The organism is Priestia sp. ABM2_011 (genome assembly GCF_056158845.1).
This window is the reverse complement of record NZ_JBSWUB010000001.1, coordinates 139,463-157,500: the sequence shown is the minus strand read 5'-3', so window position 1 is coordinate 157,500 and position 18,038 is coordinate 139,463. Positions and strand designations below refer to the sequence as shown.

At 39.6% G+C, this 18,038-nt stretch carries 20 protein-coding genes and 2 other annotated features (1 of these 22 cut by a window edge); all 20 genes read left to right on the top strand.

The genetic code is table 11. From position 1 onward, the window contains the following. Positions 1–824 carry the 3' portion of a protein arginine kinase gene (locus ACXAE4_RS00935; RefSeq protein ID WP_013054897.1) on the top strand. 250 nt of this gene lie to the left of the window's left edge, so the window shows 824 of its 1,074 coding nt (coding positions 251–1,074); its start codon lies off the left edge, out of view; its stop codon occupies positions 822–824. A 20-nt stretch (positions 825–844) separates the two neighbouring features. After that, positions 845–3,286: an ATP-dependent protease ATP-binding subunit ClpC gene (gene clpC, locus ACXAE4_RS00930; protein WP_014462041.1), complete on the top strand. Its 2,442-nt coding sequence runs from the start codon at positions 845–847 to the stop codon at positions 3,284–3,286. Positions 3,287–3,409: 123 nt separating this feature from the next. Beyond that, positions 3,410–4,786, top strand: coding sequence for a DNA repair protein RadA (gene radA / locus ACXAE4_RS00925; protein WP_475235264.1), 1,377 nt, complete (start codon positions 3,410–3,412; stop codon positions 4,784–4,786). A gap of 3 nt (positions 4,787–4,789) precedes the next feature. Then, positions 4,790–5,869: a DNA integrity scanning diadenylate cyclase DisA gene (gene disA / locus ACXAE4_RS00920; protein WP_013054900.1), complete on the top strand. Its 1,080-nt coding sequence runs from the start codon at positions 4,790–4,792 to the stop codon at positions 5,867–5,869. 147 nt (positions 5,870–6,016) lie between these two features. Further along, the gene (locus tag ACXAE4_RS00915; protein WP_014462040.1) at positions 6,017–7,114 is read left to right on the top strand and encodes a PIN/TRAM domain-containing protein; all 1,098 of its coding nucleotides are present in this window, start codon (positions 6,017–6,019) and stop codon (positions 7,112–7,114) included. A 25-nt stretch (positions 7,115–7,139) separates the two neighbouring features. Beyond that, positions 7,140–7,841: a 2-C-methyl-D-erythritol 4-phosphate cytidylyltransferase gene (gene ispD, locus ACXAE4_RS00910; protein ID WP_098113321.1), complete on the top strand. Its 702-nt coding sequence runs from the start codon at positions 7,140–7,142 to the stop codon at positions 7,839–7,841. Beyond that, on the top strand, positions 7,838–8,317 hold the full coding sequence (ispF, locus tag ACXAE4_RS00905; RefSeq protein WP_013054903.1) for a 2-C-methyl-D-erythritol 2,4-cyclodiphosphate synthase: 480 nt from the start codon (positions 7,838–7,840) through the stop codon (positions 8,315–8,317). The genes ispD and ispF overlap by 4 nt, the downstream gene beginning before the upstream one ends. Before the next feature lie 105 nt (positions 8,318–8,422). Then, positions 8,423–9,880 (top strand): glutamate--tRNA ligase, encoded by a 1,458-nt coding sequence (gene gltX / locus ACXAE4_RS00900; RefSeq protein WP_028412658.1) that lies wholly within the window; start codon positions 8,423–8,425, stop codon positions 9,878–9,880. A 39-nt stretch (positions 9,881–9,919) separates the two neighbouring features. Continuing rightward, positions 9,920–10,143: a binding site (T-box leader), on the top strand. Positions 10,144–10,215: 72 nt separating this feature from the next. Further along, positions 10,216–10,872 (top strand): serine O-acetyltransferase, encoded by a 657-nt coding sequence (cysE, locus tag ACXAE4_RS00895; protein WP_025753192.1) that lies wholly within the window; start codon positions 10,216–10,218, stop codon positions 10,870–10,872. Next, entirely contained in the window at positions 10,862–12,259 is a 1,398-nt protein-coding gene (gene cysS / locus ACXAE4_RS00890; protein WP_033580789.1) for a cysteine--tRNA ligase, read from the top strand. The genes cysE and cysS overlap by 11 nt, the downstream gene beginning before the upstream one ends. A gap of 7 nt (positions 12,260–12,266) precedes the next feature. Beyond that, complete coding sequence (locus tag ACXAE4_RS00885) at positions 12,267–12,692, top strand: Mini-ribonuclease 3 (protein WP_013054907.1); 426 nt, start codon at positions 12,267–12,269, stop codon at positions 12,690–12,692. Further along, positions 12,682–13,425: a 23S rRNA (guanosine(2251)-2'-O)-methyltransferase RlmB gene (rlmB, locus tag ACXAE4_RS00880; RefSeq protein WP_014462034.1), complete on the top strand. Its 744-nt coding sequence runs from the start codon at positions 12,682–12,684 to the stop codon at positions 13,423–13,425. The genes ACXAE4_RS00885 and rlmB overlap by 11 nt, the downstream gene beginning before the upstream one ends. Positions 13,426–13,427: 2 nt before the next feature. Further along, on the top strand, positions 13,428–13,937 hold the full coding sequence (locus tag ACXAE4_RS00875; RefSeq protein ID WP_013081364.1) for an NYN domain-containing protein: 510 nt from the start codon (positions 13,428–13,430) through the stop codon (positions 13,935–13,937). Between the two features lie 68 nt (positions 13,938–14,005). Further along, a complete protein-coding gene (gene sigH / locus ACXAE4_RS00870) occupies positions 14,006–14,656 on the top strand; it encodes an RNA polymerase sporulation sigma factor SigH (RefSeq protein WP_028412660.1) in 651 nt (216 codons plus the stop codon). A gap of 81 nt (positions 14,657–14,737) precedes the next feature. Continuing rightward, positions 14,738–14,887: a 50S ribosomal protein L33 gene (gene rpmG, locus ACXAE4_RS00865; protein WP_013081365.1), complete on the top strand. Its 150-nt coding sequence runs from the start codon at positions 14,738–14,740 to the stop codon at positions 14,885–14,887. 53 nt (positions 14,888–14,940) lie between these two features. After that, the gene (gene secE / locus ACXAE4_RS00860) at positions 14,941–15,120 is read left to right on the top strand and encodes a preprotein translocase subunit SecE (RefSeq protein ID WP_013054912.1); all 180 of its coding nucleotides are present in this window, start codon (positions 14,941–14,943) and stop codon (positions 15,118–15,120) included. 195 nt (positions 15,121–15,315) lie between these two features. Further along, on the top strand, positions 15,316–15,849 hold the full coding sequence (nusG, locus tag ACXAE4_RS00855) for a transcription termination/antitermination protein NusG (RefSeq protein ID WP_014462032.1): 534 nt from the start codon (positions 15,316–15,318) through the stop codon (positions 15,847–15,849). Between the two features lie 165 nt (positions 15,850–16,014). Then, the gene (gene rplK, locus ACXAE4_RS00850) at positions 16,015–16,440 is read left to right on the top strand and encodes a 50S ribosomal protein L11 (RefSeq protein WP_013054914.1); all 426 of its coding nucleotides are present in this window, start codon (positions 16,015–16,017) and stop codon (positions 16,438–16,440) included. A gap of 110 nt (positions 16,441–16,550) precedes the next feature. Beyond that, complete coding sequence (gene rplA / locus ACXAE4_RS00845; RefSeq protein ID WP_475235253.1) at positions 16,551–17,246, top strand: 50S ribosomal protein L1; 696 nt, start codon at positions 16,551–16,553, stop codon at positions 17,244–17,246. A 65-nt stretch (positions 17,247–17,311) separates the two neighbouring features. Next, positions 17,312–17,455, top strand: a sequence feature (ribosomal protein L10 leader region). Between the two features lie 40 nt (positions 17,456–17,495). Further along, the gene (gene rplJ / locus ACXAE4_RS00840; protein WP_475235250.1) at positions 17,496–17,996 is read left to right on the top strand and encodes a 50S ribosomal protein L10; all 501 of its coding nucleotides are present in this window, start codon (positions 17,496–17,498) and stop codon (positions 17,994–17,996) included. Positions 17,997–18,038 lie beyond the last annotated feature (42 nt).

Sequence of the window (18,038 nt, the reverse complement as noted above, 5' to 3'; positions counted from 1 at the left end):
AAAAGCAAGTGTTGGTTGAAAAACATCTTATCAGTCCTAACTTGGCTGAAGGAGACAACAACGGAGCTTGTTTTTTATCAGAAAAAGAAGATTTGAGTATTATGGTTAATGAAGAAGATCATTTACGCATACAATGTTTATTTCCAGGCCTTCAATTATCTGAAGCTTTAAGCACAGCGAATAAAGTAGATAATTGGATTGAGAAATACGTAGATTATGCGTTTGATGAAAATAGAGGGTATTTAACCAGCTGTCCCACAAATGTGGGTACTGGGCTACGTGCATCTGTGATGATGCATCTGCCGGCTTTAGTGATGACCCGTCAAATTCATCGTATTATTCCCGCTATTAACCAGCTTGGCTTAGTGGTGAGAGGAATTTATGGAGAAGGTAGCGAAGCTTTAGGGAATATCTTTCAAATTTCTAATCAGATAACCTTAGGGAAATCTGAAGAAGATATTGTGGCAGATTTAAATAGTGTCGTACAGCAGTTAATTACACAAGAGCACTCTGCAAGAGACGCACTGTTTAAAACATCTCATGTAGAGTTAGAAGATCGAGTGTATCGTTCATATGGAGTATTGGCCAATAGCCGTATTATTGAGTCCAAAGAAGCTTCACAATGTTTATCAGATGTTCGATTAGGAATCGATTTAGGGTATATAAAAGGACTGAGTCAAAATATATTGAATGAACTTATCATTATGACGCAGCCAGGCTTTTTACAAAAGTATTCGGGAGGGCCCCTAAAGCCTCAGGAACGTGACATTAAAAGAGCCACCTTAATTCGAGAACGTCTCACTATAAATAAAAACACAAATTAAACGTGGAGGGTGACGATTATATGATGTTTGGTAGATTTACAGAGCGCGCACAAAAAGTATTAGCTTTAGCACAGGAAGAAGCACTACGCCTAGGTCACAACAACATTGGAACGGAGCACATTTTATTAGGTATCGTTCGTGAAGGTGAAGGAATTGCAGCAAAAGCTCTTTCTGCTCTAGGCCTAAGCACTGAAAAAATTCAAAAAGAAGTGGAAGCATTAATTGGCAGAGGCCAAGAATTAACGCAGACCATTCATTATACACCTCGAGCGAAAAAAGTCATTGAACTTTCAATGGATGAAGCCCGAAAGCTTGGTCATTCTTACGTAGGAACAGAACATATCTTACTAGGCTTAATTCGTGAAGGTGAAGGCGTTGCAGCACGCGTTTTAAATAATCTAGGTGTCAGCCTAAATAAAGCTCGTCAGCAAGTACTTCATTTATTAGGTAGCAATGAAGCTGCTTCAAGCCATCAAGGCGGAGGTTCTTCAAATGCCAATACACCTACGCTAGACAGCTTAGCACGCGATTTAACAGTTGTAGCGCGCGAAGGAAGCTTAGACCCTGTTATCGGACGTGGGAAAGAAATTCAGCGTGTTATTGAAGTGTTAAGCAGACGTACAAAAAACAATCCTGTATTAATTGGGGAGCCAGGTGTCGGTAAAACGGCAATCGCTGAAGGTTTGGCTCAGCAAATCGTCAACAATGAAGTTCCAGAAATTTTACGTGACAAACGCGTTATGACTTTGGATATGGGAACGGTCGTGGCTGGTACAAAATATCGCGGAGAATTTGAAGATCGCCTGAAGAAAGTAATGGATGAAATTCGTCAAGCAGGTAATATCATTCTCTTTATCGATGAGTTACACACATTAATTGGCGCTGGTGGTGCAGAAGGTGCTATCGATGCTTCTAATATTTTAAAACCGTCTCTTGCTCGTGGAGAACTTCAGTGTATCGGTGCTACGACTTTAGATGAATACAGAAAATATATTGAAAAAGATGCAGCGTTAGAGCGTCGCTTCCAGCCAATTCAAGTGGATGAACCAACGTTGGAAGAGTCTATTCAAATCTTAAAAGGGCTTCGTGACCGTTATGAAGCGCATCACCGAGTATCTATTTCTGATGAGGCAATCGAGCAAGCGGTGAAACTATCAGATCGCTACATTTCAGATCGTTTCTTACCGGATAAAGCAATCGATTTAATTGATGAAGCTGGTTCAAAAGTGCGTTTACGTTCATTTACAACGCCGCCAAATTTAAAGGAATTAGAGCAAAAATTAGAATCAGTACGCAATGAAAAAGATGCGTCTGTTCAAAGTCAAGAATTTGAAAAAGCAGCATCTTTACGCGATACAGAACAACGCCTACGCGAAGAATTAGAAGACACAAAGAAAATTTGGAAAGAGCAGCAAGGTAAAGAAAACTCAGCTGTAACCGTAGAAGATATTGCGATGGTGGTATCTAGCTGGACGGGTGTACCGGTCTCTAAACTGGCACAGGAAGAGACAGAAAGACTGCTAAACATGGAAGAGATTCTTCATTCTCGTGTAATTGGGCAAGAAGAAGCGGTAAAAGCAGTTGCAAAAGCTGTGCGCCGTGCTAGAGCAGGCTTGAAAGATCCAAAACGCCCAATTGGTTCATTCATTTTCTTAGGACCAACAGGGGTTGGTAAAACAGAGCTTGCACGCGCATTAGCGGAGTCAATCTTTGGCGACGAAGACGCAATGATTCGTATCGATATGTCTGAGTACATGGAGAAACATTCTACTTCACGCTTAGTAGGTTCACCTCCAGGATATGTTGGATACGAAGAAGGCGGCCAGTTAACGGAAAAAGTAAGAAGAAAACCTTACTCAGTTGTTCTTTTAGACGAAATTGAAAAAGCACATCCGGATGTATTTAACATTTTATTACAAGTGTTAGAAGATGGACGCTTAACAGATTCAAAAGGCCGTACAGTTGATTTCCGTAATACGATTTTAATTATGACATCAAACGTAGGTGCGGACACATTAAAACGAAGCAAGCACTTAGGGTTCACAGTAGAAGCAGAAGGCCAAGACTACAAAGATATGAAAGGAAAAGTAATGGCGGAAATGAAGCGCGCATTCCGTCCGGAGTTCCTAAACCGTATCGATGAAATTATCGTCTTCCATTCATTGGAGAAACCTCACTTAGCTGAAATCGTTAAATTAATGGCGGATCAGTTAACAAAACGCTTAAAAGAGCAAGAAATTGATCTCGAATTAACAAAAGAAGCAATTGATAAGATTGCAGAGGAAGGTTTTGACCCAGAATACGGCGCTCGTCCACTTCGTAGAGCAATTCAAAAACATATTGAAGACCGTTTATCTGAAGAGCTGCTAAAAGGGGTTGTTCAAAAAGGTCAGAAAGTGACGCTAGATGTAGACAAAGGAGAATTTGTTGTTAAATCCTCCGCTCCAAGCAGCATCAGCTAAATTTACTCAAACCAAGACGAGGCATACGAAAAAACACGTATGCCTCCCTTTTTATTTTAGCTTAGGAAATAGTGTACAATAGAGATAGAAATCGATTGAATGAACGGAGAGATTGATAACATAATGGCGAAACGAAAAACAAAATTTGCATGTCAGCATTGCGGATATGAATCCGCAAAATGGATGGGGAAATGTCCTGGATGCGGAAGCTGGAATTCGATGGTGGAAGAAATGGAAGAAACGAAATCATCACGCCGAGGAGCTTTTTCCGGAGCTACTGCTTCTAAAGTTCAAAAACCTCAGTCAATTACAGCGATTGAATCTACAACAGAACCACGGATTTTTACACCTTCTGCAGAGTTAAACCGTGTATTAGGAGGCGGTATTGTCAGAGGGTCACTCGTTTTAATAGGGGGAGATGCGGGTATCGGAAAGTCTACTTTACTTTTGCAAACCTCCGCGCAGTTAGCAATGAAACAAAATAAAGTACTATATATTTCGGGAGAGGAATCAACCAAACAAACGAAGTTAAGAGCGGACAGGCTAGGTGTAAAAGCTGAAGAGCTTTATGTTCACGCAGAAACAAACTTAGAATTAATACTAGAGGCCATCTCAAGCATGCAGCCTGATTTTGTGGTGATTGATTCAATTCAAACCATTTACCATGCTGATGTGACATCAGCGCCAGGAAGCGTCTCACAGGTGCGAGAGTGTACGGCTGAACTAATGCGTGTTGCTAAAACGAATGGCATTGCCATCTTTATTGTGGGTCATGTAACGAAAGAAGGGGCCATTGCGGGTCCAAGACTTCTTGAACATATGGTAGATACGGTTCTTTATTTTGAAGGAGAGCGCCATCATACGTATCGTATATTAAGAGCGGTTAAGAACCGATTTGGATCTACAAATGAAATGGGCATTTTTGAAATGAAAGAAAGTGGGCTAGAAGAAGTATTGAATCCATCTGAAATCTTTCTAGAAGAACGGTCTCAGGGAGCAGCAGGTTCGGTTGTTGTCGCTTCAATGGAAGGGACAAGACCCGTATTAGTAGAGCTGCAGGCGCTAATCAGTCCAACGAGCTTTGGAAACCCTAGAAGAATGGCGACAGGAGTAGATCATAATCGCGTTTCGCTTATCATGGCTGTCTTAGAAAAGCGTGTAGGAATGCTGCTGCAGAATCAAGATGCTTATTTAAAAGTAGCAGGTGGAGTGAAATTAGATGAACCAGCAATCGATTTAGCTGTAGCCGTTAGCATTGCTTCAAGCTTCAGAGATGCTGCTTCTAGCGCTACAGATGTTATTGTAGGAGAGGTAGGATTAACAGGCGAAGTACGCCGAGTGTCTAGAATTGAACAGCGCGTTCAAGAAGCGGTAAAATTAGGGTTCCAACGAATTATTATTCCGGAGAAAAATTTAGGAGGATGGAAAGTCCCAGATGGTATTGATGTGATTGGGGTATCAACAGTAGCGGAGGCTCTGCAATATACATTAGGAGGATAAGCAGTGGAAGGAGAAAAAACAACAGTTAGTCAAAAACAAATATCAGAAATTCTGCAGTTTGTAGCACCAGGAACCCCTATTCGTGACGGTATCGATAACGTCTTGCGGGCAAAGACGGGCGGCTTAATTGTTATGGGCTACAATGAACAAGTCAAAAAGATGGTAGATGGAGGATTTTCGATTAATTGTGCATTTACACCTGCGCATTTATACGAGTTAGCCAAAATGGATGGAGCGCTTATTTTAAACGACAGCGGAAGCAAGATATTGTTTGCTAATGCTCAGCTCATGCCAGATCCCTCTACCCCTTCTTCACAGACAGGAATGCGTCACCGTACAGCGGAGCGCGTAGCTAAGCAGTCAGGTGTATTGGTGATAGCCATTTCACAAAGACGGAATGTGATTACGCTTTACAAAGGGTCTCTGCAGTATGTATTGAAAGACATTAGCGTTATTTTAGCAAAAGCGAATCAAGCGCTTGGAACCCTTGAAAAGTACAAGGCGGTATTAGATGAATCGATTACAAGTCTCAGTGCATTAGAGTTTGAAGAGCAAGTAACTCACACAGATGTGCTGCAGTCGCTTCATCGTACAGAAATGGTTTTGCGTATTAAAAATGAAATTTTGAGCTATATTAGCGAGTTAGGAACAGAAGGAAGGCTAATTCGTCTCCAAATGAATGAACTGCTTTCTCACTTAGAGGAAGAAGCAACTTTATTAATCAAAGATTATATGTATGACCTCAGCTTTGACCCTTACCGAGTGATTGAACGCATGCAGCAGCCGTCAAATAATGTTCTTCTCGATGACCAAACGCTCCTTCGCTTAATGGGATATCCTATGTATACAAGCTTTGAAGACAGCGTTATTCCTAGAGGGTATCGAATGCTTCATAAAATTCCAAGACTTCCATCGATTATTATTGAAAATCTCATTGATGAATTAGGGGATTTAAAAACGATAGCAGATGCGTCGGTAGAAGAATTGGATGAGGTAGAAGGCATCGGTGAAATTCGAGCACGGAAAATTAGAGAAGGCCTAAAAAGACTAAAAGAGCAGCATCTTACAAACCGTCAGCTATAGGATATTAATTGACATTAAATGTTTGATTCATTAAGATATTGTGAAAATACAAAAAAAGTGACAGTTTGTTTACAAATTCTGTTTTTTGGTTAAATAACAGGTTTCAATCATTGTAAACTGTTTATAATGATAAAGGGAGGTGAAGGCGTGTTAAAACGTTTTGTACAGTTATTTTTTATTATTACAGGTGGTACATTGGGCGTCTTTTTTATACCTGAACTTATTCAATTATTAAATCTGCAAGATGTAGCATTTCTAGAAAAACCTTACGTCGATGCAATACTGGGAGCTATTTTGTTTTTCCTTGTCACGTTTTGGATTGTTGATTATATAGTTGAATTAATTCGCCGAGTGGAAGAGGCGTTGCTGAAGGCGCCTGTAACGGATGTACTTTTTGGTAGCTTAGGATTGATTTTAGGGCTTATTGTAGCCTACTTGGTCGGAGCTTTTTTAGGCAGAATTCAACTTCAAGTAGTAAGTACCATTTTACCAATCTTTCTAAGTATTCTTTTAGGTTACTTAGGGTTTCAAGTCGGGTTTAAAAAACGTGATGAGCTTGTGAACGTGTTTTCCATGCCATCTCGAATTGGGAAGAAAAAAGGGCAAGAAGAAGAAGCAGATAATGAAGAATCACTAAAGTCTCTTAAAATTTTAGATACAAGCGTTATTATTGACGGTCGTATCGCAGATATTTGTCAAACAGGATTTTTAGACGGAACGATTGTTATTCCGCGCTTTGTGCTTGAGGAACTTCAGCATATTGCTGATTCGTCGGATGTTCTAAAACGAAACAGAGGTAGACGAGGTCTAGATATTCTAAACCGTATTCAAAAGGAACTGGCAATGAAGGTAGAAATTTATGAAGGCGATTTCGAAGACATTCAAGAAGTGGACAGTAAGCTGGTCAAATTGGCAAAGCTGACTTCTGGGTTGGTCGTTACAAACGACTTTAATTTAAATAAAGTATGTGAACTTCAAAATGTCGGCGTCTTAAATATTAATGACTTAGCAAATGCCGTTAAGCCAATTGTGCTTCCGGGAGAAGAAATGAATGTGTTGGTTATAAAAGATGGTAAAGAGCATAATCAAGGTATTGCCTATCTTGATGACGGTACAATGATCGTGGTAGAAGAAGGAAGAAATTACATTGGAAAGCAAATTGATGTACTGGTGACGAGCGTACTCCAAACCTCAGCAGGCCGTATGATTTTTGCGAAACCCAAGTTATTAGAAAAAGCACTGTGACGTAACAGGTAAAGGGAGTATACCTATGAAGTATGAAATTATCGTTTTAGCTGCAGGGCAGGGGAAGCGAATGAAAGCGGGGCGGAACAAACAATTTTTAACTATTCAAAACGTTCCGCTTATCATTCATACGCTGCAAAAATTCGAACAAGATCCTTGGTGCAGTGGAATTGTACTAGTTGTAAACGAAAAAGAAGTGGCGATTTTTGAAGAGTTATTAGCTGAATATCCAATTCAAAAGGTTCAATCATTGACAGTTGGAGGCGATGAACGTCAACATAGCGTTTATAACGGCCTTAAAAGTCTAAAGCAGGCTCAGATGGTATTAATTCATGATGGCGCTCGACCATTTGTTCAACAAAACACAATCCATGAGTTAGTAGAAAAAGCTGCTAGTGATAAGGCTGCTGTACTGGCTGTTCCAGTAAAAGACACAATTAAGCGTGTGGAACAGGGGACTGTCATTGAAACAGTTGAGCGCTCTAGCTTGTGGGCTATTCAAACGCCGCAGGCTTTTCTTTTTGATGTAGTAATGGATGCACACGAAAAAGCAAAAACAAATGAATACTTAGGCACCGATGATGCAAGCTTAGTAGAAAAAGCAGGACAAAAAGTATCGATTGTAGAGGGAAATTACGATAATATAAAACTAACAACACCAGAAGATTTGTTATATGCAGAAGCTATATTAACAAAGCTAAACAGGACTGAAGGAGTGGAAAAATGAACATTCGAGTAGGACAAGGTTTCGACGTACATGAATTTGCAGAAGGAAGACCTTTAATCATCGGCGGTTTAGAAATTCCGTATGAAAAAGGATTATTAGGCCACTCAGATGCAGATGTGCTATTACATACAATCGCAGATGCCTTATTAGGAGCGGCGGCTAAAGGAGATATCGGAAAGCATTTTCCGGATACAGACCCTGAATTTAAAGATGCTGATTCAGCAAAGCTTCTTCAACACGTATGGAAACTACTAAAAGATGAAGGTTATGAATTAAGCAATGTAGATTGCACGATTATCGCGCAAAAACCTAAAATGGCTCCTTACATTGAACCAATGAGAGAGCGTATTGCGCAGCTGTTAGAAGCAAGCATTTCTCAAATTAACGTCAAGGCAACAACAACAGAAAAGTTAGGTTTTACGGGACGTGAAGAAGGAATCGCTGCCCAAGCAGCCGTTTTAGTTTATCAAAAATAAAAACAGTTGACTTTGACAGATACCTATTTGGTGATAAAATTAGAACATGTCTAAAACATATAAATACATACTATAAGTAATATTAAATTGGAGGTCATCTTAGTTATGTCAAGCGAAGTAAGAGTTCGTTATGCCCCGAGTCCAACTGGACATCTTCATATAGGGAATGCAAGAACAGCACTATTTAATTATTTATTTGCACGAAATCAAAACGGTAAATTTATTATCCGTATTGAAGATACAGATCAAAAGCGTAATATCGAAGGCGGCGAAGAAAGTCAGCTGCGCTATTTAAAATGGTTAGGTATTGAATGGGATGAAAGTATCGACGTAGGCGGGGAGTACGGTCCTTACCGCCAGTCTGAACGTACGGAAATCTATCAAAAATATACGGAAGAACTTCTTGAAAAAGGATTAGCTTATCACTGTTACTGTACGTCAGAAGAGCTTGAAAAAGAGCGTGAAGAACAGCAGGCGAACAGTCAAATGCCGCGCTATTCAGGTAAGTGCCGTAACTTAACAGCTGAACAGCGTGCTGAACTAGAAGCAGAAGGCCGTGAGCCGAGCATTCGCTTCCGTGTTCCTAGTAACACAGAAATTAAGTGGAATGATATTGTCAAAGATGAAGTATCGTTTGAGTCTGAAGGCATTGGTGATTTCGTTATTGTGAAAAAAGACGGTACACCAACATATAACTACGCTGTAGCCATTGATGATTATCTAATGAAGATGACACATGTTCTACGCGGAGATGACCATATTTCCAATACACCGAAGCAAATTCTTGTGTATGAAGCTTTAGGCTGGACGCCTCCTGTATTTGGTCATATGACGTTAATCGTAAATGAAAATCGTCGCAAGCTAAGTAAACGTGATGAGTCAATCATTCAGTTTATCGAGCAATATAAAGAATTAGGCTACTTGCCAGAAGCACTATTTAATTTTATTACAATGCTTGGCTGGTCACCTGTGGGAGAAGAAGAAATTTTCTCTAAAGAACAGTTTATTGAAATTTTTGACCCAGCTCGTTTATCAAAATCTCCAGCACTATTTGATACAAGCAAATTACGTTGGATGAACAACCAATACATGAAACAATTGGATTTAGACGAGGTAGTAGCTTTATCAGTTCCTCACTTAGTGAAAGCTGGAAAAGTTGAAGAAACGCGCGATGCAGAAACAGAACAATGGGTACGTGACTTAGTCGCTCTATACCAAGAACAAATGAGCTTTGGCGCTGAGATTGTTGAACTTACTGAAATGTTCTTTAAGAAAGAAATTGATTACAGTGAAGAAGCAAAAGCAGTACTTGCTGAAGAACAAGTACCGGAAGTGTTAAAAGCATTTGCTGAAGAGATTTCTTCCTTAGAAGAATTCAGCGCTGATGAAATTAAGGCAGCAACAAAGGCTGTACAAAAAGCAACAGGTCAAAAAGGTAAAAAACTATTTATGCCAATTCGTGTAGCAACAACAGGCGAAACACACGGTCCCGAGCTTCCAAAAGCTATTTCTCTTTTAGGGAAAGAAACAGTTTTAGCTCGTCTAGAAAGCATTTATAGTTAACAAATTTCTATTTTGCCCATATGATAAAATAATCAAATATGGATATCGTTGAGAAGGAAGAGTAGGCAAGTTCATTGCATATCAGAGAGGGTTATCACCGGCTGAAAGTAACCTATGACAAAACTTGTTGAAGTGCGCCTTTGAGTCTTTTGTTGAATGCTACTAAGTAAGTAGGCAAAAGCGGTTACTTTCACGTTATGAGAGAAGAGTTGGGATTGTTTGTTGATCCAAACAGAGTGGAACCGCGTATATACGTCTCTGTGTCATTTGACATAGGGGCGTTTTTTTATACAATCAATGAGTAGATAAAGGAATAGCGGAATTGGGGTGAGATGATGCTAAAGTTGTTAAAGGAAGACATTGAGGCCATATTTGAACAAGATCCTGCAGCAAGAAGTTATATTGAAGTGATATTAACCTATTCAGGGTTGCATGCTATTTGGGCACATAGATTCGCTCACGGGCTTTTTAAAAGAAAGTGGTTTTTTCTGGCACGTGTAATCTCACAAATTAGCCGATTCTTCACAGGGATTGAAATTCATCCGGGTGCGAAAATTGGCCGCCGCTTTTTTATTGACCACGGAATGGGAATTGTTATTGGGGAAACGTGCGAAATTGGAGATAATGTAACAGTATATCAAGGAGTAACACTCGGAGGAACAGGGAAAGAAAAAGGAAAGCGTCACCCGACGATTGAAGACAATGTCTTAATTGCAACAGGTGCTAAAGTGCTAGGGTCGATTACGATTCATGCGCACTCCAAAATTGGAGCAGGTTCAGTTGTGTTAAATGACGTCCCAGAAAACTCAACGGTTGTCGGTATCCCTGGCCGAGTCGTCATTCAAAATGGCGTCCGGATTCCAAAAGATTTGAATCATCAAGATTTGCCAGATCCAGATGCAGAGCGTTTCAAACAGCTAGAGAAAGAAATTTTACACCTGCAAAATCAATTAAAGGAATTAAAAGAAGGGAAGATTCACCATGGCAATTAAGCTATATAACACGTTAACACGTCAAAAAGAGACGTTTGTACCGCTAGAAGAAAACAAAGTCAAAATGTACGTGTGCGGACCGACGGTGTATAACTATATTCATATTGGAAATGCGCGTCCTGCGATCGTATTTGATACGGTGCGCCGCTATTTAGAATTTAGAGGCTATGACGTGGAGTATGTCTCAAACTTCACAGATGTGGATGATAAATTAATTAAGGCAGCAAAAGAGTTAGGAGAAGATGTTCCAACGATCGCAAACCGCTTTATCGATGCCTACTTTGAAGATACTTCAGCTCTTGGATGCAAGCATGCCGATGTGCATCCACGCGTAACTGAAAATATGGATATCATTATTGAGTTCATTGACGAACTGGTGAAAAAAGGTTATGCATATGAGTCAGAGGGCGACGTATACTATCGTACACGTAAGTTTGAAGGATACGGAAAATTATCACATCAGTCTATTGATGAATTGCAATCCGGTGCTCGTATCGAAGTTGGAGAAAAGAAAGAAGATCCATTAGACTTTACTCTTTGGAAAGCAACCAAAGATGGAGAGATTGCATGGGATAGTCCTTGGGGTCAAGGAAGACCAGGCTGGCATATTGAATGCTCGGCGATGGCACGCAAGTATTTAGGTGATACAATTGATATCCACGCGGGAGGTCAGGATTTAGCTTTCCCTCATCACGAAAATGAAATTGCTCAATCAGAAGCGCTCACTGGGAAATCGTTTGCGAAATACTGGCTTCATAACGGATATATCAATATTGATAATGAAAAGATGTCTAAATCACTAGGGAATTTCGTGTTAGTTCATGACATTATTAAAAAGCATGATCCTTCTCTACTTCGATTCTTTATTTTATCTGTTCACTATCGTCACCCAATTAACTATAACGAGGAAATTTTAGAGAATACGCGCAAAGGGTTTGAACGTCTGCAAACAGCTTACGGCAACTTAACTCACCGTCTAGAGGCAGCAACAAATCTTCAAGAAGATGCTTCAGAATGGTTCGAAAAGCTAAAAGAGCTCCGCGAAACCTTTGTTGAAGAGATGGATGATGATTTTAATACGGCAAATGCCATTTCTGTTCTGTTCGAGCTAGCAAAGCAAGCTAACTTGTATTTATTAGAACAAACAACGTCTACAGATGTAATTGAAGCCTTTATTAAAGAGTTTAAAGAACTAGGTGCTGCAATAGGCATTGCATTTGGAGAAGCTGAACTTTTAGACGAAGAAATTGATCAATTGATCCAAGATCGTATTCAAGCTCGTAAAGATCGTAATTTCCAATTAGCAGATCAAATTCGAGATGAATTGAAGGCTAAAAATATTATTTTAGAAGATACGGCGCAAGGAACAAGATGGAAAAGAGGATAATAGTGTTATGAGCAGCAGTAAATTAGATGTAAAACAGCTAAATAGCTTAGCTCTTGCTTATATGGGTGATGCGGTGTTTGATTTACATGTTCGCCGCCACCTGCTGGTGTTAGGGACAGTGCGCCCTAACCAGCTTCATAATAAAGCTAAAAAATACGTATCAGCAAAAGCACAAGCACAAATCGTATATTATTTTAAAAATGAAAACTTTTTTACTGAAGAAGAAGAAGGTGTACTGCGCCGAGGACGCAATGCAAAGTCTGGTACAGTCCCTAAAAACACAGATGTGCAAACGTATCGCTACAGTACAGCATTTGAAGCGGTCGTAGGCTATTTGTATCTTTTAGGTGAAGAAGAAAGAATGATGGAACTTATTACTAAAGCTATCTCTTTCGTCGATGAAGGAGAGGGAGGAATGAATCATGGAACATGAATTTATCATTGGACGTAATCCGGTCCTAGAAGCCCTAAAGTCTGGGCGTGACATTAACAAACTATGGATTGCCGAAGGATCGCAAGGCGGTTCTATGGGGCAAATCACGCAGTTAGCAAAACGTAATGGTGTATTGGTGCAGTTTGTACCGAAAAAGAAAATTGAGCAAATGGTAGACGGTATTCATCAAGGAGTAGCTGCACAAGTTGCTGCTTATCAGTATGCAGAGTTAGATGATTTATTTAACTTAGCGGAAAAACGTAATGAAAGTCCGTTTTTCCTTCTATTAGATGAGCTCGAAGATCCCCATAATTTAGGTTCTATTATGCGAACAGCCGATGCCGTTGGCGCACACGGTATCATTATTCCAAAGCGCCGTTCAGTTGGATTAACGGCCACTGTAGCAAAGGCGTCTACAGGAGCGATTGAACATATTCCTGTAGCAAGGGTAACAAACCTATCAAGGACGATTGATGAATTAAAAGATCGAGGCGTATGGATTGTTGGAACGGATGCGAAAGAAAGTGACGATTACCGCAACTTAGATGGAGGTATGCCGCTTACGTTAGTGATTGGAAGTGAAGGAAAAGGCATGAGTCGTTTGATTCGTGAAAAATGCGACTTTCTTGTACAGCTTCCAATGGTTGGGCATGTTACATCGTTAAATGCATCTGTAGCAGCTAGTCTTCTCATGTATGAGGTTTACCGAAAACGCCATCCTCTAGGTGAATAAAAATGGATATTCTACTGGTGGATGGTTATAACATGATAGGTGCGTGGCCCGACCTAAGAAAGCTTAGAGATAATGATTTAGCGGGTGCTCGAGACCTGTTAATTGAAAAGATGGCAGAGTATCAAGCATATATGGGGTATCGTGTCATTATTGTCTTCGATGCTCATATGGTCGAAGGAATTGAAAAGAAGGCAAAAAATCATAAGGTTGACGTTGTATTTACACGAGAAAATGAAACAGCGGATGAGTACATTGAAAAGCTAGCTCAAGAGCTAAACAATGTAAAGACACAGATTCATGTTGCTACATCTGATTTTACGGAGCAGTGGGCAATCTTTGGACAAGGTGCGCTTAGAATTTCTGCTCGAGAATTGTACAACGAAATTGAGCAAATTGAGAAACATATTAATCTTGATGTGAAGTCTATTCAAAATCAAAAGCCAGCGGCACGCATTCAACTTTCCAATCAAGTAGCCGAAATTTTCGAAAAATGGCGCCGGGGACAGCGGTGAGGTTATTGACGGTACGGAATTAGCTACTGTATAATATTTCTATCTACTGTGCGGTCGGGGGGATCGATATGGGCGATACTTATGGGAGAAAACTGCATGCTCATTTCGAACAACAAGAGGATGAAACAGTTGTCGATCTTGTGCATAAAGGCGATATTGACGCATTAGAGTATTTGATTCATAAATACAAAAACTTTGTGCGAGCAAAGGCGCGGTCGTATTTTTTAATTGGGGCAGACCGTGAAGATATTGTACAAGAAGGTATGATAGGGTTATACAAGGCAATTAGAGATTTTAGAGAAGATAAGCTAACTTCGTTTAAAGCTTTTGCTGAACTTTGCATTACCAGGCAAATTATTACCGCTATTAAAACCGCAACAAGGCAAAAACATATTCCATTAAACTCTTATGTATCATTGGACAAGCCAATATATGATGAAGAGTCCGACCGAACCTTAATGGATGTTATTTCGGGGACAAAAGTAGCAAATCCAGAAGAGTTGCTCATTAATCGAGAGAAGTTTGATGATATTGAATTAAAGATGGCTGAACTGTTAAGTGATCTTGAGCGAAAAGTTCTCGTTCTTTATTTAGATGGTCAATCTTATCAAGAGATTTCAGAAGAGTTAAACCGCCACGTCAAATCCATCGATAATGCACTTCAGCGTGTGAAGAGGAAATTAGAGCGCTACCTCGAGATTCGTGAAATCACAATGTAGCCTTCTATCCTCATATTGACATGCTAAGAAAGTCTGTGATACTTTTTTATAGACATTATCACTCTATAGGTGGTTGACATTATGCGTAAAAAAGTTGTACTTGCGTGTGTGCAATGTGCTAGTCGTAACTATACGACTATGAAAAACACACAGCAAAACGAAGAGCGTTTAGAAATGAAGAAGTTTTGCAAAACGTGTAACGCACATACGATTCATCGTGAAACAAAGTAGATCAATAATCTGCACAGACTAATACCCCTTTTAATTTATTGGAGGTTACAAACATGAACCGTGTAGGAAATTTCTTGCGTGATGTTGGGCGTGAGATGAAGAAGGTAAGTTGGCCTAAAAAAAATGAGCTAACTCGTTATACAATTACTGTTATTTCTACAGTTGTATTTATGACACTCTTTTTTGTAGTAGTTGATTACGGAATTTCGTCACTTATTCGTTTAATCCCTTGAATAAATTGACTTAAATCATGGTATAATAAAGCTAAATTATGTTTTTTTCAGAAAAGCCCGGAGACGGGTTTTTTAATTTGCTTTAAGAATGATTGTGCTAGGAGTCAACTATTTTCCTAGTGCGTTGTCTGTGCAATAGATTAGGACATCTTATTTTATAGTGAGCTGGGAGGGAAGGACGTATAGTCCTCAGAAATGGAGAAAAATTGGTATGTAGTCCATACTTATTCTGGATATGAAAATAAAGTAAAAACAAATTTAGAAAAGCGCGTAGAAACAATGGGTATGCAAGATAAAATTTTCCGCGTTGTTGTTCCTGAAGAAGAAGAAAGAGAAATTAAGAACAACAAAGAAAAGATTACAAAGAAAAAAGTATTCCCAGGGTACGTGTTAGTTGAAATCATCATGACAGATGATTCATGGTATGTAGTTCGTAATACACCTGGAGTTACGGGCTTTGTAGGTTCAGCAGGTTCTGGATCAAAGCCAACTGCTCTTCTACCAGAAGAAGTAGAAATGATCTTAAAACAAATGGGCATGGACGAGCAGCATGCTGACTTTGACTTTGAACTAAAAGAAACAGTATTGGTTCAAGAAGGTCCGTTTGCAAACTTCGAAGGTACCATTGAAGAAATCGATACAGATAAACGTAAAGTTAAGGTTCATGTCGATATGTTCGGAAGACAAACGCCAGTAGAGCTAGACTTTACACAAATTGAAAAAATATAATCTGTAAGACCTTGCAATTCATGAAGTTTAATGTTAATATTTCATAAGTCAGTATGTCTCAAAACTAGAGACTAAAACAACTATTTCTTTATTTTATATATAAAGAACATTGAGTGGGAGGGCATCGCCCTATTACCACATCACGGACTTAAGGAGGTGTGTCTCGTGGCTAAAAAAGTAATTAAACTTGTTAAGTTACAAATTCCTGCAGGTAAAGCAAATCCAGCGCCACCAGTTGGTCCTGCATTAGGTCAAGCCGGTGTTAACATCATGGGTTTCTGTAAGGAGTTTAACGCTCGCACAGCTGATCAAGCTGGTCTTATCATTCCTGTTGAAATCACGGTATTTGAAGACCGTTCATTTACATTTATTACGAAAACTCCACCTGCTGCTGTACTACTTAAGAAAGCGGCTGGTATTGAGTCTGGTTCTGGTGAACCAAACCGTAATAAAGTTGCAACAGTCAAGCGTGACAAAGTGCGTGAGATTGCTGAAACTAAAATGCCTGACTTAAACGCTGCTAGCGTTGAATCTGCAATGCGCATGGTAGAAGGTACAGCGCGCAGTATGGGAATCGTAGTTGAAGACTAATTCCATTTGATTGGGTGTTAGAAGGTTGCGAGAAATGGAAGTTTTCCTATGCTCGCAACCTTTATTAGTGGGAGGTTATTCCGTTAAAACCACATAAGGAGGAAACAAAAATGGCTAAAAAAGGTAAAAAGTACGTTGAAGCTGCTAAGCTTGTAGATGGTACACAAACTTATTCAGTACAAGAAGCGATTGAATTAGTAAAGAAAACAAACACAACTAAATTTGATGCAACTGTAGAAGTAGCATTCCGTTTAGGAGTTGACCCTAAGAAAGCTGACCAACAAATTCGTGGTGCAGTAGTACTACCAAACGGTACAGGTAAAACTCAACGTGTATTAGTATTCGCTAAAGGCGAAAAAGCTAAAGAAGCTGAAGCTGCAGGCGCTGACTACGTTGGCGATGCTGACTACATCAACAAAATCCAACAAGGTTGGTTCGAGTTCGATGTAATCGTAGCTACTCCAGACATGATGGGTGAAGTTGGTAAACTTGGTCGTGTATTAGGACCTAAAGGTTTAATGCCAAACCCTAAAACTGGTACAGTAACATTTGATGTTCAAAAAGCAGTTAACGAAATCAAAGCTGGTAAAGTAGAATACCGTGTTGATAAAGCTGGTAACATCCACGTACCAATCGGTAAAGTATCTTTCGAAGAGAGCAAGTTAGTTGAAAACTTCACTACAATCTTCGAAACTATGGTAAAAGCTAAGCCGGCAGCAGCAAAAGGCACATACATGAAGAACGTAGCTGTTACTTCAACAATGGGCCCTGGTATCAAAGTTGATACTGCTTCATTCTCTGCTTAATAAATTTGGAAATAAATCAGTGTTGACTTTTTGAAAGTCCCTGATTATAATAGATAATGTTGTTAAAAAGAATAACATTTGTACCGTAGACAGTAGGTGCTGCAAAGCTTAATTTCCTACCGAGGTGTGTGAGATAAATTAGTGAAACGTTATGGTTCGCTTACTACACCTTCATGTCTTTATTGTCATGGAGGTTTTTTATTGCACCTTGTCTGAGTGTACGGAAGGAAATCTACAGGAGGTGTAAAGATGAGCAACGTAATTGAACAAAAGAAACAAGTCGTAGACGAAATTGCTGAAAAACTTCAAGCGAGTAACTCAATAGTTGTCGTTGACTACCGTGGTTTGAATGTTGCTGAAGTTACTGAACTTCGTAAGCAATTACGTGAAGCAGGCATTGAGTTCAAAGTTTACAAAAACACTTTAACTCGCCGTGCTGTAGAAAAACTTGAACTAACAAATATTAATGATGCGTTAGTAGGTCCAAATGCAATCGCATTTGGTGGAGAAGATGTTGTTGCTCCAGCTAAAATTTTAAACAACTTCGCTAAAGAACACGAAGCGTTAGAAATCAAAGCTGGTGTAATTGAAGGTAATGTTGCATCTGTTGAAGAAATTAAAGCACTTGCAGAACTACCATCTCGCGAAGGCTTACTTTCTATGTTGCTTAGCGTGCTTCAAGCTCCAATTCGCAACCTTGCTCTTGCTACAAAAGCTGTGGCAGATCAAAAAGAAGAACAAGGTGCATAATCTAGTCTGTTATATATAACACAATCACAAGGAGGAAATTAA